General features: G+C 59.2%; 21 protein-coding genes and 1 pseudogene. 17 read left to right on the forward strand and 5 right to left on the reverse strand.

What is annotated here, in order from left to right; all coding sequences use genetic code 11:
• The first annotated feature begins 4 nt into the window (after positions 1 to 4).
• From dut to PMI32_RS11950, 6 genes and pseudogenes are all read left to right on the forward strand, one after another.
• Entirely contained in the window at positions 5 to 460 is a 456-nt protein-coding gene (dut, locus tag PMI32_RS11975; RefSeq protein WP_008030580.1) for a dUTP diphosphatase, read from the forward strand.
• 256 nt (positions 461 to 716) lie between these two features.
• Positions 717 to 2,120: pseudogene (locus tag PMI32_RS11970) on the forward strand (phosphomannomutase/phosphoglucomutase); the annotation flags it as partial.
• Positions 2,121 to 2,137: 17 nt separating this feature from the next.
• Positions 2,138 to 3,043 (forward strand): acetylglutamate kinase, encoded by a 906-nt coding sequence (argB, locus tag PMI32_RS11965; RefSeq protein WP_008030582.1) that lies wholly within the window; start codon positions 2,138 to 2,140, stop codon positions 3,041 to 3,043.
• 190 nt (positions 3,044 to 3,233) lie between these two features.
• On the forward strand, positions 3,234 to 3,494 hold the full coding sequence (locus PMI32_RS11960; protein ID WP_008030584.1) for a hypothetical protein: 261 nt from the start codon (positions 3,234 to 3,236) through the stop codon (positions 3,492 to 3,494).
• 18 nt (positions 3,495 to 3,512) lie between these two features.
• Positions 3,513 to 4,085 carry a hypothetical protein gene (locus tag PMI32_RS11955; protein WP_008030586.1) on the forward strand — a complete coding sequence of 191 codons (573 nt, stop codon included), beginning with the start codon at positions 3,513 to 3,515 and terminating at the stop codon, positions 4,083 to 4,085.
• Positions 4,072 to 4,455, forward strand: a complete 384-nt coding sequence (locus PMI32_RS11950; RefSeq protein ID WP_008030589.1) for a hypothetical protein — start codon at positions 4,072 to 4,074, stop codon at positions 4,453 to 4,455. The genes PMI32_RS11955 and PMI32_RS11950 overlap by 14 nt, the downstream gene beginning before the upstream one ends.
• 139 nt (positions 4,456 to 4,594) lie before the next feature.
• Here PMI32_RS11950 and pyrE read toward each other — a convergent pair whose 3' ends face one another.
• On the reverse strand, positions 4,595 to 5,239 hold the full coding sequence (gene pyrE / locus PMI32_RS11945; RefSeq protein ID WP_008030591.1) for an orotate phosphoribosyltransferase: 645 nt from the start codon (positions 5,237 to 5,239) through the stop codon (positions 4,595 to 4,597).
• A gap of 82 nt (positions 5,240 to 5,321) precedes the next feature.
• Here pyrE and crc point away from each other — a divergent pair, with 82 nt between their 5' ends.
• On the forward strand, positions 5,322 to 6,101 hold the full coding sequence (gene crc / locus PMI32_RS11940; protein WP_008030595.1) for a catabolite repression control protein Crc: 780 nt from the start codon (positions 5,322 to 5,324) through the stop codon (positions 6,099 to 6,101).
• A gap of 59 nt (positions 6,102 to 6,160) precedes the next feature.
• Here crc and gltS read toward each other — a convergent pair whose 3' ends face one another.
• From gltS to rph, 3 genes are all read right to left on the reverse strand, one after another.
• Positions 6,161 to 7,366, reverse strand: coding sequence for a sodium/glutamate symporter (gene gltS, locus PMI32_RS11935; protein ID WP_008030598.1), 1,206 nt, complete (start codon positions 7,364 to 7,366; stop codon positions 6,161 to 6,163).
• Positions 7,367 to 7,837: 471 nt separating this feature from the next.
• Positions 7,838 to 8,206, reverse strand: coding sequence for a DUF4870 domain-containing protein (locus tag PMI32_RS11930; protein WP_008030599.1), 369 nt, complete (start codon positions 8,204 to 8,206; stop codon positions 7,838 to 7,840).
• Positions 8,207 to 8,235: 29 nt separating this feature from the next.
• Positions 8,236 to 8,958, reverse strand: coding sequence for a ribonuclease PH (gene rph, locus PMI32_RS11925; RefSeq protein WP_008030600.1), 723 nt, complete (start codon positions 8,956 to 8,958; stop codon positions 8,236 to 8,238).
• Positions 8,959 to 9,239: 281 nt separating this feature from the next.
• Between rph and PMI32_RS11920 the strand changes: the two genes are divergently transcribed.
• The 6 genes from PMI32_RS11920 (at position 9,240) to PMI32_RS11895 (ending at position 14,547) form a co-directional block, all read left to right on the forward strand.
• The gene (locus PMI32_RS11920) at positions 9,240 to 10,103 is read left to right on the forward strand and encodes a YicC/YloC family endoribonuclease (protein ID WP_008030602.1); all 864 of its coding nucleotides are present in this window, start codon (positions 9,240 to 9,242) and stop codon (positions 10,101 to 10,103) included.
• 12 nt (positions 10,104 to 10,115) lie between these two features.
• Positions 10,116 to 10,736, forward strand: a complete 621-nt coding sequence (gene gmk, locus PMI32_RS11915) for a guanylate kinase (RefSeq protein WP_008030603.1) — start codon at positions 10,116 to 10,118, stop codon at positions 10,734 to 10,736.
• Positions 10,737 to 10,903: 167 nt separating this feature from the next.
• Positions 10,904 to 11,167, forward strand: coding sequence for a DNA-directed RNA polymerase subunit omega (rpoZ, locus tag PMI32_RS11910; RefSeq protein WP_008030604.1), 264 nt, complete (start codon positions 10,904 to 10,906; stop codon positions 11,165 to 11,167).
• A gap of 57 nt (positions 11,168 to 11,224) precedes the next feature.
• Complete coding sequence (gene spoT, locus PMI32_RS11905; RefSeq protein WP_008030605.1) at positions 11,225 to 13,330, forward strand: bifunctional GTP diphosphokinase/guanosine-3',5'-bis pyrophosphate 3'-pyrophosphohydrolase; 2,106 nt, start codon at positions 11,225 to 11,227, stop codon at positions 13,328 to 13,330.
• Between the two features lie 25 nt (positions 13,331 to 13,355).
• Positions 13,356 to 13,736, forward strand: a complete 381-nt coding sequence (gene ridA / locus PMI32_RS11900) for a deaminase RidA (protein ID WP_003229509.1) — start codon at positions 13,356 to 13,358, stop codon at positions 13,734 to 13,736.
• 70 nt (positions 13,737 to 13,806) lie between these two features.
• Positions 13,807 to 14,547 carry a putative periplasmic lipoprotein gene (locus PMI32_RS11895; RefSeq protein ID WP_008030606.1) on the forward strand — a complete coding sequence of 247 codons (741 nt, stop codon included), beginning with the start codon at positions 13,807 to 13,809 and terminating at the stop codon, positions 14,545 to 14,547.
• Between the two features lie 138 nt (positions 14,548 to 14,685).
• Here the strand turns inward: PMI32_RS11895 and PMI32_RS11890 are convergent, their stop codons facing one another.
• Positions 14,686 to 15,543 carry an SDR family oxidoreductase gene (locus tag PMI32_RS11890; protein ID WP_008030607.1) on the reverse strand — a complete coding sequence of 286 codons (858 nt, stop codon included), beginning with the start codon at positions 15,541 to 15,543 and terminating at the stop codon, positions 14,686 to 14,688.
• Positions 15,544 to 15,731: 188 nt separating this feature from the next.
• Between PMI32_RS11890 and exbB the strand changes: the two genes are divergently transcribed.
• From exbB to PMI32_RS11870, 4 genes are all read left to right on the forward strand, one after another.
• Positions 15,732 to 16,700, forward strand: a complete 969-nt coding sequence (gene exbB / locus PMI32_RS11885; RefSeq protein WP_008030609.1) for a tonB-system energizer ExbB — start codon at positions 15,732 to 15,734, stop codon at positions 16,698 to 16,700.
• Positions 16,701 to 16,706: 6 nt separating this feature from the next.
• Positions 16,707 to 17,135, forward strand: a complete 429-nt coding sequence (gene exbD, locus PMI32_RS11880) for a TonB system transport protein ExbD (protein ID WP_008030611.1) — start codon at positions 16,707 to 16,709, stop codon at positions 17,133 to 17,135.
• On the forward strand, positions 17,132 to 17,878 hold the full coding sequence (locus tag PMI32_RS11875) for an energy transducer TonB family protein (RefSeq protein ID WP_008030614.1): 747 nt from the start codon (positions 17,132 to 17,134) through the stop codon (positions 17,876 to 17,878). The genes exbD and PMI32_RS11875 overlap by 4 nt, the downstream gene beginning before the upstream one ends.
• Before the next feature lie 295 nt (positions 17,879 to 18,173).
• Positions 18,174 to 19,103, forward strand: coding sequence for a hydrogen peroxide-inducible genes activator (locus PMI32_RS11870; RefSeq protein WP_008030615.1), 930 nt, complete (start codon positions 18,174 to 18,176; stop codon positions 19,101 to 19,103).

Genomic DNA, 19,103 nt, shown 5'->3' on the forward strand with positions numbered 1-19,103 from the left:
TTACATGCACGCTTTGCAAGCCAAGATCCTCGACCCACGCATCGGTACCGAATTCCCGCTGCCGCAATACGCCACCCCAGGCTCCGCCGGCCTCGACCTGCGCGCAATGCTGGAAAAAGACATCGTGATCAAACCGGGTGAAACCGTGCTGATTCCGACCGGCCTGTCCGTCTACATTGGCGATCCTGGCCTGGCGGCGCTGATTCTGCCGCGCTCCGGCCTGGGCCATAAACACGGCATCGTGCTGGGCAACCTGGTCGGCCTGATCGACTCCGATTACCAGGGTCCGTTGATGGTTTCGTGCTGGAACCGTGGCCAGACCGATTTCAACATGGTGGTCGGCGAGCGTTTGGCCCAGCTGGTTCTGGTGCCGGTGGTTCAAGCGCACTTCGAGATGGTCGAAGAGTTCGTTGAAACCGAGCGCGGTGCGGGCGGTTTCGGGCATTCCGGCAAGCATTGATTTCTGGTTTTCAGGCTGGGCGCCCTGCCCGGCCTGAAGGGTGCTCTGCATTTTCAGAATGAAAATTGCATAGCCGTCATCTGGAAGGTTTAACACTGGAAAACAAGGCATTGGCTGGCCAAATCCTGGTTGGCGTTGGTGGCATGGCCTTTTCGCACCACGAACTCTCTGCGAAAAACGCCGTCATACCCTTCAGTTCGAACCCGCCGAAGCGTTCTTCGCGCGCAGGTCCAGCCACTTTCGAGATGGAGCATTCCCACAGATGAGCACCCCAGCCCAAGTCGCACCCAAGTTCCCCGACAGCATTTTCCGCGCGTACGACATTCGCGGCACCGTCCCGGAATTCCTGAACGCTGAAACCGCTTACTGGCTCGGTCGCGCCATTGGCGCCCAAAGCCTGGCCCAGGACGAACCGAACGTGTCTGTGGGGCGCGACGGTCGCCTGTCCGGCCCGGAACTGGTCGAGCAACTGATCAAAGGCCTGGCCGAGGCCGGTTGCCACGTCAGTGACGTCGGCCTGGTGCCAACTCCGGCGCTGTACTACGCCGCCAACGTACTGGCCGGCAAATCCGGCGTAATGCTCACCGGCAGCCACAACCCGTCGAACTACAACGGCTTCAAGATCGTCATCGCTGGTGACACCTTGGCCAACGAACAGATCCAGGCCCTGCACGACCGCCTCAAGACCAACAACCTGAGCAGCGGCAAGGGCAGCATCACCAAGGTCGAAATCCTCGATCGCTACAACACCGAAATCGTCCAGGACATCAAACTGTCCCGCCGCCTCAAAGTCGTGGTCGATTGCGGCAACGGCGCGGCCGGCGTGATCGCCCCGCAACTGATCGAAGCGCTGAACTGCGAAGTCATCCCGCTGTTCTGCGAAGTGGACGGCAACTTCCCGAACCACCACCCGGACCCGGGCAAGCCTGAAAACCTTGTCGACCTGATCGCCAAGGTCAAGGAAACCAACGCCGACATCGGCCTGGCCTTCGACGGCGACGGCGACCGCGTTGGCGTGGTGACCAACACCGGCAGCATCGTCTACCCGGACCGCCTGCTGATGCTGTTCGCCCGCGACGTTGTGGCGCGCAATCCGGACGCGGAAATCATCTTCGACGTCAAATGCACCCGCCGCCTGACGCCGCTGATCAAGGAATACGGCGGTCGTCCGCTAATGTGGAAGACCGGTCACTCGTTGATCAAAAAGAAAATGAAACAAACCGGCGCCCTGTTGGCCGGCGAAATGAGTGGGCACATTTTCTTCAAGGAACGCTGGTTCGGTTTCGACGATGGCATTTACAGCGCCGCACGGCTGCTGGAAATCCTCAGCAAGGAAAAATCCACCGCGGAAGAGCTGTTTGCGACCTTCCCGAATGATATTTCTACGCCGGAAATCAATATCCATGTGACCGAAGAGAGCAAATTCAGCATCATTGATGCATTGCACGACGCGAAGTGGGGCGAAGGCGCTGACCTGACCACCATCGACGGCGTGCGAGTCGACTATGCCAAAGGCTGGGGCCTGGTGCGCGCCTCCAACACCACACCGGTGCTGGTGCTGCGCTTCGAGGCCGATGACGAGGCTGAATTGCAACGCATCAAGGACGTTTTCAAAGTCCAGTTGAAGCGTGTTGCACCTGATCTCCAACTACCGTTCTGATTCACCCGGAGCCCTGAATGACCCTCGAACGCGAAGCCGCCGCCAACACCGCCAAGGTCCTGTCCGAAGCGCTGCCTTACATCCGCCGCTATGTCGGCAAGACGCTGGTGATCAAATACGGCGGCAACGCGATGGAAAGCGAGGAGCTGAAAACCGGCTTCGCCCGCGACATCGTGCTGATGAAAGCCGTCGGGATTAACCCGGTGGTGGTTCACGGCGGCGGCCCGCAAATCGGCGATCTGCTCAAGCGACTGTCGATCGAGAGCCACTTTGTCGATGGCATGCGCGTCACCGACGCGGCAACCATGGACGTGGTGGAAATGGTCCTGGGCGGCCAGGTCAACAAAGACATCGTCAACCTGATCAACCGTCACGGCGGCAGCGCCATCGGCCTGACCGGTAAAGACGCCGAGCTGATTCGCGCGAAGAAGCTGACCGTCACCCGCCAGACGCCGGAGATGACCCAACCGGAAATCATCGACATCGGTCACGTCGGTGAAGTGGTCGGCATCAATACCGATCTGCTGAACCTGCTGGTCAAAGGTGACTTCATCCCGGTGATCGCGCCAATCGGCGTCGGTGCCAACGGCGAGTCGTACAACATCAACGCCGACCTGGTGGCCGGCAAGGTGGCCGAAGCGCTGAAAGCCGAGAAGCTGATGCTGCTGACCAACATCGCCGGGTTGATGGACAAGTCGGGCCAGGTCCTGACCGGCCTGAGCACTCAGCAGGTCGACGACCTGATTGCCGACGGCACGATCTACGGTGGCATGCTGCCGAAGATCCGTTGCGCGCTGGAAGCGGTTCAGGGTGGCGTGGGCAGCTCGCTGATCATTGATGGTCGCGTGCCAAACGCGATCTTGCTGGAAATCTTCACCGATACCGGCGTGGGTACTTTGATCAGCAATCGCAAGCGTCACTGATTCTAGAACTGCAAAAGGTCGCAGCCTGCGGCAGCGCCTACGGACGTACGAATATTCCGTAGGAGCTGACGAAGTCTGCGATCTTTTTTATGCGCACCGGAAACGTCCGACCTAACTCAGCGAAACGTCTGACATCCCGTCAGTATTAGTCCGCATAGGATCTTCCCTGTATCCACAGGAGAATGACCTCATGCAAAAAGACTACGTTCCTTACGGCAGCGATGTTTCAGCAGGCACCTTTGAATGCGTGGACTGCGGACATCAGTATTCGAATCAGGCAAAGACCTCGATCCCGCCATGCCCTCAGTATCTGAAATCGAAACACACGCGCAATGGATGGAAAGTTCTTTCCGGCCAGGGCGACGCCGTGATTGATCCCTATCCAAAGAAAGCCGACAAACCCGCAGCAATCAAAAGGGTCGAAACCTCCAACCCTGCCAGCAAAAAATAGCCTCGGAGTTGATCAGCCATGCAGATTTCCTTCACGATCGACGCCCAGGCATTCGACCTCGAGCAAAAGGAGCCGGTCAAAAAGACACTTAGAATTTCCGATCACGAAATCGCCCACGCCCTACAGCGTATCGCCAAGGCGAGCCTGACCGAATACTTGAAAATGCTGGTAGAAGGCGGTATGCCGAGCCGGGCCGATGAAGCGAAACAGGACCGCTTGCTGTATTTGATTCAAAGCTACTTCGGGCAAACCCTGCCGACCGAATCGCAGATATCAACGATTTTCCAGCTGACCCAGAGCCAAAGCAAAACCCTGCTGAAAAACACGGTTTCACGCTTTCGCAATCAACTGGACGAGATTCTGCAGCACAGCATGCGAGCCGTGATCGAATCTGCAGAACACGCGCAAACAGTGTATCTGGTGGTGATCAGTTCGGACGTTATTCGCGATGAGCTGAACATGCTGATCACACAGAACGAGCCAACCTTCAAACCCATCATCAAACGTAAAGGCAGTGCCGGGCAGTTCGAAATCAGCGAAGACTCCCACGCGCTGTTGTGCCAGACACTGGGCCTGAATGCCGTTCAGTGACGTCGTCGCGGTCAGTGGCCTGCTGCTGACCCTGACCACCTTCATGTTCAACCTTGCGTGGCCGAGGTTGAACGAAGCGCTGATGCTCGATGAAAAGCAGTCCGGCGCTCAAGCCAGGAAACGTGGTCGAGAGAATGTGATTAACGCGTTGTTCAGCTGCGCCTTGCCGCTGACGAGTGCATTCATGGCACTGTTTTACGTCAACTTGCCTGCCGCGGTGAACATCATGGGCAGCAGCAAACTGGATCTGTGGGCATTTGATGTGGATCGCACGCTTTACGTGATGGTTGTGTTTGCACTGATGGTGTTTGCGCTGTTCAACCTGAAGCTGACCGTCCAACTCGCGCTCAAGTGGCAAAAACTTCGATGAACAGGTATCAGAAATAAAAAAGCCCCCGTCCGGATGACCCGAACGGGGGCTCTTTATTTGTACGTAACCCCTTCCCGCCAAAGCGGCGTGCCTGACACACCGCGTTGCATTGATCGCCAGCAAGCTGGCTCCTACAGGGTCAGACGCCGAATTGGGCGCGGTAGGCTTCTACGGCTGGCAGGTGTTGCTTGAGCTGCGGATCGTCGGCGAGGAATTCCAGCACCTGATTCAGCGAAACAATGCTGATCACCGGAATGCCGAAATCACGCTCCACTTCCTGGATCGCCGACAATTCACCATTGCCACGCTCCTGGCGGTTCAGGGCGATCAGCACGCCCGCTGCCTTGGCGCCGTCCTGGGAGGCGATGATCTGCATCACTTCGCGGATCGCGGTGCCAGCGGTGATCACGTCGTCGATGATCAGCACATCGCCGGTCAATGGCGCGCCGACCAGGCTGCCGCCTTCGCCGTGGGCCTTGGCCTCTTTGCGGTTGAAGCACCATGGCAAATCACGGTCGTGATGTTCAGCCAGGGCCACGGCAGTGGTCGCCGCCAAAGGGATGCCTTTGTAGGCCGGGCCAAACAATACGTCGAACGCAATACCGCTCTCGACGATGGCCGCCGCGTAGAAACGACCCAGCTGCGCCAGGGCCGAACCCGAGTTGAACAGGCCGGCATTGAAGAAGTATGGACTGGTACGCCCGGACTTCAGGGTGAACTCACCGAAGCGCAAAACGCCGCGATCGATGGCAAAACGAATGAAATCGCGCTGATACGCTTGCATGAAAAAAACCCCAAATACCACGGATTTAGCTAATTAGGTTGACGCCGTGTATCATACACGCACGCGATTTTTGGGGCCATTTATGCGGATCATCAGTGTGAACGTCAATGGTATTCAGGCTGCAGTGGAGCGAGGTTTGCTCAGTTGGCTGCAAGCACAGAATGCCGACGTCATCTGCCTGCAGGACACCCGCGCCTCCGCCTTTGAACTGGACGATCCAGCCTTCCAACTGGATGGCTACTTCCTTTATGCCTGCGAAGCCGAAGTTCCCGCCCAGGGTGGCGTGGCTTTGTATTCGCGGTTGCAGCCGAAGGCAGTCATCAGCGGTCTCGGCTTCGAGACGGCCGACCGCTACGGGCGCTACCTGCAAGCCGATTTCGACAAGGTCAGCATCGCGACCTTGCTGCTCCCTTCGGGGCAGAACGGCGATGAAGACTTGAACCAGAAGTTCAAGCTAATGGACGATTTCGCCCGTTATCTGGATAAACAGCGACGCAAACGTCGCGAGTACATTTACTGTGGCTCGCTGTACGTGGCGCAACAGAAGCTGGATATCAAGAACTGGCGCGACAGCCAGCAATCCCCGGGCTTCCTGGCACCTGAGCGTGCCTGGATGGACGAGATTGTCGGCAACATGGGCTATGTCGATGCCCTGCGCGAAGTCAGCCGTGAAGGCGATCAGTACAGCTGGTGGCCGGACAACGAACAGGCCGAGATGCTCAACCTGGGCTGGCGCTTCGATTACCAGATACTGACGCCGGGCCTGCGCCGCTTCGTACGCAGCGCGCGCTTGCCACGTCAGCCACGGTTTTCGCAGCATGCACCGCTGATCGTGGACTACGACTGGACGCTGACAATCTAGCGCACCGGTTAACGAAAATGCCCGTATCGAAAGATACGGGCATTTTTATGCGACCTACGTTAAACGGCAGCGAACAGAGGCAGCGCCAGGTAAATCTTGATCACGACGACATTAATAATGTCGATGAAGAACGCCCCCACCATCGGCACCACCAGAAACGCAATTTGCGATGGCCCATAACGCTGTGTCACTGCTTGCATGTTAGCGATGGCAGTGGGTGTTGCACCCAATCCGAAACCGCAGTGCCCCGCCGCCAGTACTGCCGCATCATAGTTACTGCCCATGACTCTGAACGTAACGAAAATCGCAAACAACGCCATCACTAACGCTTGCGCGGCCAGGATGATGAAAATCGGCAGCGCCAGCGCAGCCAGATCCCACAGTTTGAGTGACATCAAAGCAATCGCCAGAAACAGCGACAAACTGACATTCCCCAGGACCGAGACCTCACGCTCAAACACTTGATACAGGCCAAACGCTGAAAGCCCGTTGCGTAAAATCACACCCACGAACAGGACGCAAACGAACGTCGGCAGTTCAAATGCAGTTCCGTAAAGCAGGCCGTTCAGAAGAGTGCCCGCCATCAAGCTGATGGCGATTAGAGCGAGTGTCTCGATGAACGAAAACGGCGTGATCGCGCGCTCTTCGTTTGGCTGCTCAAAGCCCTTTGGCAACCGCGGCTTATCGTGCTCGCAGCCGGGTGTCTGGACACGCTTGATCAGCAGGCGAGCGACCGGGCCACCGATCAGCCCGCCCAACACCAACCCAAACGTTGCAGAGGCCATGGCAAGTTCAGAGGCGGATGCCAGACCGAACTTCTCACTGAACGTTGCTCCCCAGGCTGCGCCTGTACCGTGACCACCAGACAGCGTTATCGAGCCCGTCAACAAGCCCATTAACGGATCGAGCCCCAAAGCCTTTGCGAGCCCGATGCCCAAGGCATTCTGCACCACCAGAAGCCCGATGACTGCCAGGAGAAAAACCCCCACTACGCGCCCGCCTTTCTTCAGACTGGCGAAGTCCGCGCTCAAGCCAATAGTGGCAAAAAACGCCAACATCAAGGGAGTCTGCAGGGAGGTGTCAAATCGGACTTCAAAATCAAGGCCCCGCAAAGACAGGAGAAGCAGAGCAATTACCAGGCCGCCTGCTACAGGCTCGGGAATATTGTAGCTGCGTAAAAAACCGATTCGTGTGACTAGTCCGCGTCCCAGCAACAGCACTAAAGAGGCAGCAACAAGTGTTCCATAAAAATCGAGCTGAACCATTGGATACTCTTGGAATATATATTCATAGGCGAACTGTTTACCCGGACACGCCTCTAGAACAGGTTGATTTTTATCAACACTAATTGGTATTGGATTCAAGAACCGTCACTGGCCTGAACGTATCGAGATATTTCTTAGTGGATAGTGCTGAAAACAACTTTATCAATCGACAAGTCTCATTGCCAATGACTACAGGCTATGTTGAAGCGCTGCAGTTGTGACTAAACATGTTAGGACAATCAGTGCTCAATATAAATCTTGGAGAAGGGCTTAGTCTGAAATAGTAAACATCAGATGTAAACTTAGTAAGCTTCTAACTTAAAAAAAAGAAAAGTCCTACAAATGACGTTATTTAGTTTTAGGCTGACATGAACTGCGCATTGCACGCAGCATCATTTTATCGACACCTTTACACCCGTTGATTTTTACTGTGGGAGCAGGCTTGCTCCCACAGGAACTATGTGCTGTTCGTTATTTGATCAACCGCCAAGTGAACGGATACCGATACGGCACCCCTTCATTGGCCTTCACGCCAGCAATGATCGTCAACACCAACGCACCGATCGCCAGCAACCCAAACAGGAAGAACCCGATGATCAACACCATCAGCAGGAAGCAGATGGCGGAAGCGATGGCGACGGTGATCTGAAAGTTCAGCGCCTCCTTGCCCTGCGCATCGACAAACGGGTCCATCTCGCGCTTCATCTGCCAGAGAATCAGCGGGCCGATCAGCGTGCCGAACGGAATCCAGATCCCCAACAAGGCGGACAGGTGACAATACATCGCCCATTGCCGAACTTCTTTGCTCGGGACGGGAAGCAGCTCTTGCTCGTCACTCATGTTGTCCTCCTTGTCTGGGATGGTTCCGGTCAGTCAGCCAGTGCAGCCTTTTGCAGTTCGAAGATTTCGGTCATGCCTTTCTTCGCCAGTTCAAGCATAGCGGTCAACTCTTCAGGCTGGAACGGCGCGCCTTCGGCAGTGCCCTGAACTTCGATGAAGCCGCCAGTGCTGGTCATCACCACGTTCAGGTCGGTCTCGGCAGCCGAGTCTTCCAGGTAGTCGAGGTCGAGCACAGGCTCGCCCTGGTACATGCCTACCGAAACGGCGGCGATCATTTGCTTGAGCGGGTCGCCGCCTTTCAGGCCGCCGCGCTTCTTGATCACTTTCAAGGCATCGACCAGCGCAACCATCGCGCCGGTGATGGACGCGGTGCGGGTGCCGCCGTCAGCCTGGATCACGTCGCAGTCGACGTACAGGGTGACGTCGCCCAGCTTGGACATGTCCAGCGAGGCGCGCAGCGAACGACCGATCAGACGCTGGATTTCCAGGGTGCGGCCGCCTTGCTTGCCGCGGCTCGCTTCACGCTGGTTACGCTCGCCGGTGGCGCGCGGCAGCATGCCGTATTCGGCGGTCAGCCAGCCTTGGCCCTGACCTTTGAGGAAACGCGGCACGCCGTTTTCGACGCTGACGGTGCAGATGACTTTGGTATCACCGAACTCGACCAGTACAGATCCCTCGGCGTGTTTGGTGTAGTTGCGGGTAATGCGGATCGAGCGGAGCTGATCGGCAGCGCGACCACTTGGACGTTTCATAGGGAATACCTGTACGGGGGACGGAAAACTGCCGAGCATTATAGAGCCGCGCGCCAATACTGGGCACTTCTAAAAAATCCGCCCGACGATTGAAGGCTCTGGCCTGAGCTTAGAACAGCGCTTTACCGACGGCCTGCAGCCCTTTGTCACACCGTGTGTTTGGGCGCATCCGCCCCACTGCGCTACAATCCTGCGCCTTTGCTGCCTGTCGGCTTTAATTCACAGATAGCGGGTCCGCGAAACCTTTGGTAACGCATCGACCTGCATTGCGAGGTACCTCCATGGTGCACAGCATGACCGCCTTCGCCCGCGTCGAGAAAGCCGGCGTCCAAGGCACCCTGAGCTGGGAACTGCGCTCGGTCAACAGCCGCTACCTGGAACCGCACTTGCGTCTGCCGGAGTCGTTTCGCGATCTTGAAGGCGCGGTCCGCGAAGCGCTGCGCCAAGGCATCTCCCGAGGCAAACTCGAATGCACCCTGCGCTTCACCGAAGAGAACACCGATAAACCCCTGCAAGTGGATCGCGAGCGCGCCGCGCAATTGGTCGCCGCCGCCGAGACCATCGCCGGCCTGATCAAGAACCCGGCCGCGCTGAACCCGCTGGAAGTGCTGGCCTGGCCCGGCGTGCTGGTGGGCGATGCCACCGACCCGCAAGCACTGAATGCCGAAGCGCTGGCGCTGTTCAACGAAGGCCTGAAGGAACTCAAGGCTGGCCGCGAGCGCGAAGGCGCGGAACTGGCACGGTTGATCAACGATCGCCTGACGTCCATTGAAGAAGATGTGGTGACCCTGCGCGAGCTGGTCCCGCAGATGCTCGCCACCCAGCGCCAGAAAGTCCTCGACCGCTTCGCCGACATGAAGGCGGAAATGGACCCGCAGCGCCTGGAGCAGGAAATGGTCATGCTCGCTCAGAAGAGCGACGTCGCCGAAGAACTGGATCGCCTGAGCACCCATATCATCGAAGTTCGCCGGGTACTCAAGTCCGGCGGCGCTGCCGGCCGGCGCCTCGACTTCCTGATGCAGGAGCTCAACCGCGAAGCCAACACACTGGGCTCCAAGGCCTTCGACCCGCGCAGCACTCAGGCGGCGGTCAACCTCAAGGTGTTGATCGAGCAGATGCGCGAACAAGTGCAGAATATTGAGTAAGGCAAACCCGACATGACCCACAGCACCGGCACCCTGTACATCATTTCCGCCCCTTCGGGCGCGGGCAAGAGCAGCCTGGTCAAGGCCCTGACTGACGCTGATGCGGAGATCCGCGTCTCGGTCTCCCACACCACCCGTGCCATGCGCCCCGGTGAAGTGGACGGCGTGAACTATCACTTCGTCGAACGCAGCGAGTTCGTGAAAATGATCGAGCACGGCGATTTCCTCGAGCGCGCCGAAGTATTCGGCAACCTCTATGGCACTTCGCAAAGCCACCTGCAGCAGACCCTGGACGAAGGCCACGACCTGATTCTGGAAATCGACTGGCAAGGCGCCGAGCAAGTGCGCAAGTTGATGCCCCAGGCCCGTTCGATCTTCATTCTGCCGCCGTCCCTGCAGGCCTTGCACCAGCGCCTGACCAATCGCGGCCAGGACAGCGACGAGATCATTGACGGCCGCATGCGTGAAGCCGTCAGCGAGATGAGCCACTACGTTGACTACGACTACCTGATCATCAACGACGATTTCGCCCATGCCCTGCGCGATTTGCAGGCGATTTTCCGTGCCAATCAGCTGCATCAGAAGCGTCAGCAGCAGCGCAACGGCAAACTTTTGGCTGAATTGCTCGGCTAAACAGCTCTTCCCAAAACCGCTGCAAGGGCTTTACATTGGCACTTGCAGCGCGTTGAAGGGCTTGGTCAAAAAATCAGCGCTTCCCTAATCGCTGGTGATTTTTTAAACTGTTGAGTCCGCTCGCCCAACCGGGCAGCGCGCATATTGCATTCGCTCCGAGGAATACCATGGCCCGCGTAACCGTTGAAGACTGCCTAGAACACGTGGAAAACCGCTTTGAGCTGGTCATGCTCTCTACCAAGCGTGCCCGTCAACTGGCCACCGGTGGCAAAGAGCCGCTGGTTCAGTGGGAAAACGACAAGCCTACCGTTGTAGCGCTGCGTGAAATCGCTGAAGGCCTGATGAGCTACGAGTTCATCGCCGAGCAAGAAATCGTCCAGGATGAACCGCTGTTCGCAGCGTTCGAGGACGAGTCCAACGAGGCCGTCTAAGCCTATGCCTGGTCGACGTAGCACGGCGCGGGGTCACAGCGAACGGCAGGAGTCATCATGCCGAGCATAGACGCCCTCGCCGATCGCTTATCGACCTACCTCGGCAAGGACCAGGTCAACCTGGTCCGCCGAGCGTACTTCTACGCCGAACAAGCCCACGACGGCCAACGCCGCCGCAGTGGTGAGGCGTACGTCACGCATCCTCTTGCGGTGGCGAATATTCTTGCCGACATGCACATGGACCATCAGAGTTTGATGGCGGCGATGCTGCATGACGTGATCGAAGACACCGGTATTGCCAAGGAAGCGCTGCAAGCGCAGTTCGGCGAAACCGTGGCCGAACTGGTCGATGGAGTCAGCAAGCTGACCCAGATGAACTTCGAGACCAAGGCCGAAGCACAAGCCGAAAACTTCCAGAAAATGGCCATGGCCATGGCGCGCGACATTCGCGTGATCCTGGTCAAACTCGCCGACCGCCTGCACAACATGCGCACGCTGGAAGTCCTGTCCGGTGAAAAACGCCGGCGGATCGCCAAGGAAACCCTGGAAATCTATGCGCCCATTGCCAACCGGCTGGGCATGCACGCCATCCGCATAGAATTCGAAGACCTCGGCTTCAAGGCCATGCACCCGATGCGTTCCGCGCGGATCAACCAGGCGGTCAAACGCGCCCGGGGCAACCGCAAGGAAATCGTCAACAAGATCGAAGAATCCCTCGGCCACTGCCTGGCCATCGATGGCATCCAGGGCGAAGTCAGCGGTCGTCAGAAACACCTCTACGGCATCTACAAGAAAATGCGCGGCAAGCGTCGGGCCTTCAACGAGATCATGGACGTCTATGCGTTCCGGATCATCGTCGACAAGGTCGATACCTGCTACCGCGTGCTGGGTGCTGTGCATAATTTGTACAAACCGCTGCCGGGGCGCTTCAAGGATTACATCGCGATCCCCAAGGCCAACGGCTACCAGTCGCTGCACACCACGTTGTTTGGCATGCACGGTGTTCCGATCGAGATCCAGATCCGCACCCGTGAAATGGAAGAGATGGCCAACAACGGCATCGCCGCCCATTGGCTGTACAAATCCAGCGGCGACGAGCAGCCCAAAGGCACTCACGCCCGCGCCCGCCAGTGGGTCAAAGGCGTGCTGGAAATGCAGCAACGCGCCGGCAACTCGCTGGAATTCATCGAAAGCGTGAAGATCGACCTGTTCCCGGACGAGGTCTACGTGTTCACGCCCAAAGGCCGGATCATGGAGCTGCCCAAAGGCTCCACGGCGGTCGACTTCGCTTACGCGGTGCACACCGACGTGGGCAACAGTTGCATTGCCTGTCGGATCAATCGTCGTCTCGCGCCGTTGTCCGAACCGCTGCAAAGCGGCTCCACGGTCGAGATCGTCAGTGCTCCCGGCGCGCGGCCGAACCCGGCGTGGCTCAACTTCGTGGTCACCGGCAAGGCGCGGACCCATATCCGCCACGCGCTGAAACTGCAACGCCGCTCCGAATCCATCAGCCTCGGCGAACGCCTGCTGAACAAGGTCCTCAACGGTTTCGACAGCGCCCTGGACAAAGTTCCGACCGAGCGCGTCAAGGCCATGCTCACCGAGTACCGCCTCGAACTGATCGAAGACCTGCTCGAAGACATCGGCCTGGGCAATCGCATGGCTTACGTGGTCGCCCGCCGCCTGCTGGGCGAAGGCGAACAACTGCCAAGCGCGGAAGGCCCGCTGGCGATTCGCGGCACCGAAGGTCTGGTGCTCAGCTACGCCAAGTGTTGCACGCCGATCCCGGGCGACCCGATTGTCGGTCACCTGTCGGCGGGCAAAGGCATGGTTGTGCACCTCGACAACTGCCGCAACATCAGCGAAATCCGCCACAACCCGGAAAAATGCATCCAGCTCTCGTGGGCCAAGGATGTCACCGGCGAATTCAACGTCGAGCTGCGCGTCGAGCTGGAACACCAGCGCGGCTTGATCGCACTGTTGGCCAGCAGCGTCAACGCGGCCGACGGCAATATCGAAAAAATCAGCATGGACGAACGCGATGGTCGCATCAGCGTGGTCCAACTGGTGGTCAGCGTGCACGACCGTGTGCATCTGGCTCGCGTGATCAAGAAACTGCGCGCACTGACCGGGGTGATCCGCATCACCCGCATGCGCGCCTAAGCCAACCTATTACAAGGAGTCATTCATGACCAAGACTGTTATCACCAGCGATAAGGCCCCGGCCGCCATCGGCACTTACTCCCAGGCGATCAAGGCTGGCAACACCGTTTACATGTCGGGTCAGATTCCTCTGGACCCAAAAACCATGGAACTGGTTGAAGGCTTCGAAGCCCAGACCGTCCAGGTGTTCGAGAACCTGAAAGCCGTGGCTGAAGCCGCTGGCGGTTCTTTCAAGGACATCGTCAAACTGAACATCTTCCTCACCGACCTGAGCCACTTCGCCAAGGTCAACGAGATCATGGGCAAGTACTTTGACCAGCCATACCCAGCCCGCGCTGCCATCGGCGTAGCCGCCCTGCCAAAGGGTTCGCAGGTTGAAATGGATGCCATTCTGGTCATCGAGTAATGCGTTCGGCGCAGCCCGAAAGGCTGCGCCAATGCCGTATGTATAAAAAGCGTTTTGAAAGGATTCCACCATGCGCACTGCGCTTGCTGTCTCGCTGGTCGCCCTGTTCTTGGGCGGATGTGCCAGCAACCCTGCCGACCGCGACATCAGCGGCACCTGGATCAATCAGGTGGCGATCGATGCTGCGTCCAAAGGCGGCCCCCTGCGCGAAGCGCTCCAGGCCTATGGTCCGAACCTGGAATGGGACGTCAACACCAAGGCCGGTCAGGCCCGCTACACCAACGGTTTTGAGAACGTCGAAGGCAAGCTGCTGGGCGAAGCGTCCGGCGCCTGGAAAGTCGACTTCTACGGCAGTTCCGCCAGCGAGCTGAAGCGTGACGGCAAGCAACTGGCCCAAGTCGCCAGCGACAACGAACCCGCACAGGTCTTCGACCGCGCGCTGATCCCGGTGCCGGATGGCGCACCGATGGGTGCCAGCTTCGAACGTGCGCTGTATTCCGCCTACATGGGCGGCAGCTGGAAAGTCGTCAGCGGTCCCGGTGAAGGCAGCTCCGTGCAGTTCCAGGCCGACGGCCAGGTAACCGGTTTGCCGGGTGCGGATCGCTACGCGCTGTGCCTGGCGGGCGATTGCGCGTCGATGAGCGGCGGCAACGACAACATGTGGTTGCAACTCAAGGGCCAGGGCAACACCTGGATCTTTGCGCGCAAGGGCAAGGAACTGGAGATCCTCCAGGCTGTGAACACCGCGCAGGCAGACGAAATGCCGCAGTTCACGCCGGGTGATCGCAAGTGGTTGCTGGAAAAGCAGTAACCCGGCTCTAGAGCCAACGCAAAACCATGTAGGAGCCGGCTTGCCGGCGATGAGGCCATAACATCCAACATCTCTGTTGGCTGGTACACCGCCATCGCCGGCAAGCCGGCTCCTACAGTTGTTTGGGGCGGAAGGAAATCAGCAGCGGCCTTCGAGGATAGCGGCGTACCCTTCACGATAGCTCGGGTACTTCGGCACCCAACCCAAGGCCTTCACCCGCGCATTGCTGCACTGCTTGCTGCCAGTACGCCGCACACTCGCATCGTCGGCCCATTCAGTCACGCCCAGATATTCACGCAACCAATCCACCACTTCGGCCAGCGGCGCAGGCGCGTCGTCGACGCCGATATAAACGTCATCCAACGCCACACCGCGCCGATCCGCCTCAAGCAGAAACGCCATCAACCCGGCCGCGTCATCCACGTGAATCCGATTGCCATACAACGGCGGATCAATCGCCACGCGATATCCGCGACGAACCTGCGTCAGCAGCCATTCGCGGCCCGGGCCGTAGATGCCGGTCAAACGCACGATGCTTGCCGGGATGCCACTGTTGAGCGCCACTTGCTCCGCCTCCAGCATCAGTCGACCTGAATAGCCGGCAGCGATGGTCGGCGACGTTTCATCGACCCACTCGCCGTCCTGCTGGCCATAAACGCTGCTACTGGAAACGAACAGCAAGCGATTGGGCACCTGTCCGTAGTCGTCCAGCCACTCGATCACATGCTCCAAGCCCTCGACATAAGCGGCTCGGTAACCGGCTTCATCGTGAACGGTGGCTGCCGCGCAATACACCAGGTAGTCCACCGCACCGACCGGCCAGGTTTGCGGACAGTCTTTGTTGAACAAGTCGCCGGCAACGCCAATCACCCCCTCGGGCAGGCGCGAGACGTCACGGCGCAGGCCATGGACCTCCCACCCGCAAGCGAGCAATTGTGTAGCCAGACGACTGCCGACATCACCGCAGCCGGCGATCAAAACAGAGGGCGCGGACATCAAAAAACTCCTATCGGAAAGCCACAGACTAGCGCCGGCAATGGACGAGCGGCTAGCAATGAAGGAAAAAAAGATACTCTATTACTTCTGTTAACAAGAATTACTTGCAATAATGCCCGCCACTTTTGTTCTCGGCCTTCGAGGCCTGGAAGAACATTTACCGTCTTTTCCTCTCAGGTCCGGCCAGCATGACACGTAATCAACTCCTCGCTTCGCCAACCAATCGACCTCGCGCCTGGAGCGCGGTGGCCGCCCTGTTGCTCAGCCTGATGCTGGCGCCAACCGCCGCCTTCGCTGACGCACAAGCCCCGGCCACCCCAGCCGCCGCCACTGCGCCCGCTCCCGCCGAGCACTCTGCCGAACACGCAGCACCGGTTGCCACCGATCCGGCCCAGGCCGTAGACGCCGCTGGTGAAGACGCGCCGCAAGTCCTCGAAGCCGACAACAGCCTGGGCATGGCCCATGACCTGTCGCCGTGGGGCATGTACCAGAACGCCGACATCATCGTGAAAATCGTGATGATCGGCCTCGCCATCGCATCGATCATCACCTGGACCATCTGGATCGCCAAGGGCTTCGAGCTGATGGGCGCCAAGCGTCGTCTGCGCACTGAAATCGTCCACCTGAAGAAGGCGGCCACCCTCAAGGAAGCCAGTGTAACGGCAGCCAAGCCCGGCACCCTCGCCAACCTGTTGGTGCACGATGCGCTGGAAGAGATGCACCTGTCGACCAACAGCCGCGAGAAAGAAGGCATCAAGGAACGCGTCGCCTTCCGTCTCGAGCGCCTGGTCGCAGCCTGCGGTCGCAACATGAGCAGCGGCACCGGCGTACTCGCCACCATCGGTTCCACCGCGCCGTTCGTGGGCCTGTTCGGCACCGTGTGGGGCATCATGAACAGCTTCATCGGCATCGCCAAAACCCAGACTACCAACCTCGCCGTCGTAGCTCCCGGCATCGCCGAAGCCCTGTTGGCCACCGCGCTGGGCCTGGTTGCCGCGATTCCAGCCGTTGTGATCTACAACGTGTTCGCCCGCTCCATTGCCGGCTACAAGGCGCAAGTGTCCGACGCCTCGGCAGAAGTCCTGTTGCTGGTCAGCCGCGACCTCGACCACCAGCCTGAGCGCAGCTCGCAACCGCACATGGTGAAAGTGGGGTAATCGGCCATGGGCCTGCATTTGAAAGAAGGCGCAGACGACGATCTGGCCGAGAACCACGAAATCAACGTCACGCCGTTCATCGACGTGATGCTGGTGCTGTTGATCATCTTCATGGTGGCCGCTCCGTTGGCCACCGTGGACATCAAGGTCGACCTGCCTGCCTCCAGCGCCAAACCGGCGCCGCGGCCAGAGAAACCGGTGTTCCTCAGCGTCAAGGCTGACCAGCGCCTGTTCCTCGGCGAAGACGAAGTGAAAGCCGAAGCACTCGGCGCCACGCTCGACGCCAAGACCCAGGGCAAGAAAGACACGACGATCTTCTTCCAGGCCGATAAAGGCGTGGACTACGGCGACCTGATGAGCGTGATGGACAACCTGCGCGCTGCCGGCTACCTGAAGGTCGGTCTGGTCGGACTCGAGACGGCAGTGAAGAAATGATCACGACGCGCCATAAGCTGACGCGTTACGGCGGTAGCCTGGCCGTGGTGCTGGGCGTCCATGCGCTGGCCATTGCGCTGGCGCTGAACTGGACGTCGCGCCCACCTATTGAGCTGCCGCCGCAGGCGATGATGGTCGAGTTGGCGCCGGTTCCGGCACCGCCTCCTCCGGCACCACCGAAGGTGATAACGCCACCACAACCACCTGCTCCGGTGGAAGAGCTGCCGATCCCGAAACTGGCCGAAGTGCCCAAGGCAGAAATCACCGTACCGAAGCCGGTCAAACCCAAGCCCAAGCCTCAACCGCCCAAGCCTGTGGAGAAAAAGCCGGAGCCGCCGAAGGAAAAACCGTCCGAGGAAAAACCGAGCGAAGCGCAACCGACCCAGGCACCGTCGGAGAAATCCGCTCAACCGGCACCGGGCCCATCACCTGCGCAGCAAGCAGCCAAGGCCAGTTGGCAAGGCACCCTGCTGGCGCACCTGGCCAAGTACAAAAAGTACCCGGCCAGTGCACAGGCGCGGGGCAAGGAAGGTTTGAACCGTCTGCGCTTCGTGGTGGACGGCGAAGGTAACGTGTTGTCGTTCGAACTGGTGGGCCGTTCGGGCAACGCCGATCTGGACCGGGCCACCCTGGAAATGATCAAGCGTGCCCAGCCGCTGCCCAAGCCACCGGCCGACATGCTGAACAACGGCTCCATCGAAATTGTTGCACCGTTTGTTTACTCGCTGGAACGCCGCCGCTAAAGGCTGACATAACTCTTGTAGGAGCTGGCTTGCCAGCGATCGACTGCGCAGCAGTCGCCCCCCCTGCAAGTGCGGTGAGCCTGCAAGATCGCGGAGGCTATGCCCGATCGCCAGCAAGCTGGCTCCTACAGAGAGATTGGCGATTTGCTCGAGAAAGGCACCCGAAAGGTGCCTTTTGCATATCCGCCAGCGGCAAACCGGCATTACCCGGTGTCACTCGACACACTCTCTCTGATAACGTGCGTCTATCGATTGCAGCCGGTATGCTTGGCCCGCAACTTCATGGACGCTCGCTATGACTCTTACAGAATTACGCTACATCGTTACCCTCGCCCAAGAGCAGCACTTTGGCCACGCGGCCGAGCGTTGCCACGTCAGCCAGCCGACCCTGTCGGTGGGCGTGAAAAAGCTTGAAGACGAACTCGGTGTGCTGATTTTCGAGCGCAGCAAGAGCGCCGTGCGCCTGACCCCGGTCGGCGAAGGCATCGTGGCCCAGGCCCAAAAAGTCCTGGAACAGGCCCAAGGCATCCGCGAACTGGCCCAGGCCGGCAAGAACCAGCTGACCGCCCCGCTGAAAGTCGGCGCCATCTACACCGTCGGCCCGTACCTGTTTCCGCACCTGATTCCGCAACTGCACCGGGTCGCCCCGCAGATGCCGTTGTACATCGAAGAAAACTTCACCCACGTGCTGCGCGACAAACTGCGCAACGGCGAACTCGACGCGATCATCATCGCCCTGCCGTTCAACGAAGCCGACGTCCTGACCCTGCAGCTCTACGATGAGCCGTTCTACGTCCTGATGCCGGCCCAGCACCCGTGGACACAAAAAGAATCCATCGACGCCGCCCTGCTCAACGACAAGAGCCTGCTGCTGCTCGGCGAAGGCCACTGCTTCCGTGATCAAGTGCTGGAAGCCTGCCCGACGCTGACCAAAGGCAACGACGGCGCCAAGCACACCACGGTGGAATCCAGCTCGCTGGAAACCATTCGCCACATGGTCGCCTCGGGGCTCGGGATTTCGATCCTGCCGCTGTCGGCCGTGGACAGCCATCACTACGCCCCCGGCGTGATCGAAGTGCGCCCACTGACCGCGCCAGTGCCGTTCCGCACCGTGGCCATTGCCTGGCGCGCGAGCTTCCCGCGTCCGAAAGCCATTGAGATCCTCGCTGACTCCATTCGCCTGTGCTCGGTGGCCAAGCCGCCCGCGCCAGTGGCTGCGGCTTAA

It is taken from the genome of Pseudomonas sp. GM60 (genome assembly GCF_000282415.1).
Classification (GTDB): Bacteria; Pseudomonadota; Gammaproteobacteria; order Pseudomonadales; family Pseudomonadaceae; genus Aquipseudomonas; species Aquipseudomonas migulae.

Coding starts and splice junctions, on each gene's coding strand:
- dut (WP_008030580.1), top strand. CDS start 5: ATGCACGCTTTGCAAGCCAAGATCCTCGACCCACGCATCGGTACCGAA.
- argB (WP_008030582.1), top strand. CDS start 2,138: ATGACCCTCGAACGCGAAGCCGCCGCCAACACCGCCAAGGTCCTGTCC.
- PMI32_RS11960 (WP_008030584.1), top strand. CDS start 3,234: ATGCAAAAAGACTACGTTCCTTACGGCAGCGATGTTTCAGCAGGCACC.
- PMI32_RS11955 (WP_008030586.1), top strand. CDS start 3,513: ATGCAGATTTCCTTCACGATCGACGCCCAGGCATTCGACCTCGAGCAA.
- PMI32_RS11950 (WP_008030589.1), top strand. CDS start 4,072: ATGCCGTTCAGTGACGTCGTCGCGGTCAGTGGCCTGCTGCTGACCCTG.
- pyrE (WP_008030591.1), bottom strand. CDS start 5,239: ATGCAAGCGTATCAGCGCGATTTCATTCGTTTTGCCATCGATCGCGGC.
- crc (WP_008030595.1), top strand. CDS start 5,322: ATGCGGATCATCAGTGTGAACGTCAATGGTATTCAGGCTGCAGTGGAG.
- gltS (WP_008030598.1), bottom strand. CDS start 7,366: ATGGTTCAGCTCGATTTTTATGGAACACTTGTTGCTGCCTCTTTAGTG.
- PMI32_RS11930 (WP_008030599.1), bottom strand. CDS start 8,206: ATGAGTGACGAGCAAGAGCTGCTTCCCGTCCCGAGCAAAGAAGTTCGG.
- rph (WP_008030600.1), bottom strand. CDS start 8,958: ATGAAACGTCCAAGTGGTCGCGCTGCCGATCAGCTCCGCTCGATCCGC.
- PMI32_RS11920 (WP_008030602.1), top strand. CDS start 9,240: ATGGTGCACAGCATGACCGCCTTCGCCCGCGTCGAGAAAGCCGGCGTC.
- gmk (WP_008030603.1), top strand. CDS start 10,116: ATGACCCACAGCACCGGCACCCTGTACATCATTTCCGCCCCTTCGGGC.
- rpoZ (WP_008030604.1), top strand. CDS start 10,904: ATGGCCCGCGTAACCGTTGAAGACTGCCTAGAACACGTGGAAAACCGC.
- spoT (WP_008030605.1), top strand. CDS start 11,225: ATGCCGAGCATAGACGCCCTCGCCGATCGCTTATCGACCTACCTCGGC.
- ridA (WP_003229509.1), top strand. CDS start 13,356: ATGACCAAGACTGTTATCACCAGCGATAAGGCCCCGGCCGCCATCGGC.
- PMI32_RS11895 (WP_008030606.1), top strand. CDS start 13,807: ATGCGCACTGCGCTTGCTGTCTCGCTGGTCGCCCTGTTCTTGGGCGGA.
- PMI32_RS11890 (WP_008030607.1), bottom strand. CDS start 15,543: ATGTCCGCGCCCTCTGTTTTGATCGCCGGCTGCGGTGATGTCGGCAGT.
- exbB (WP_008030609.1), top strand. CDS start 15,732: ATGACACGTAATCAACTCCTCGCTTCGCCAACCAATCGACCTCGCGCC.
- exbD (WP_008030611.1), top strand. CDS start 16,707: ATGGGCCTGCATTTGAAAGAAGGCGCAGACGACGATCTGGCCGAGAAC.
- PMI32_RS11875 (WP_008030614.1), top strand. CDS start 17,132: ATGATCACGACGCGCCATAAGCTGACGCGTTACGGCGGTAGCCTGGCC.
- PMI32_RS11870 (WP_008030615.1), top strand. CDS start 18,174: ATGACTCTTACAGAATTACGCTACATCGTTACCCTCGCCCAAGAGCAG.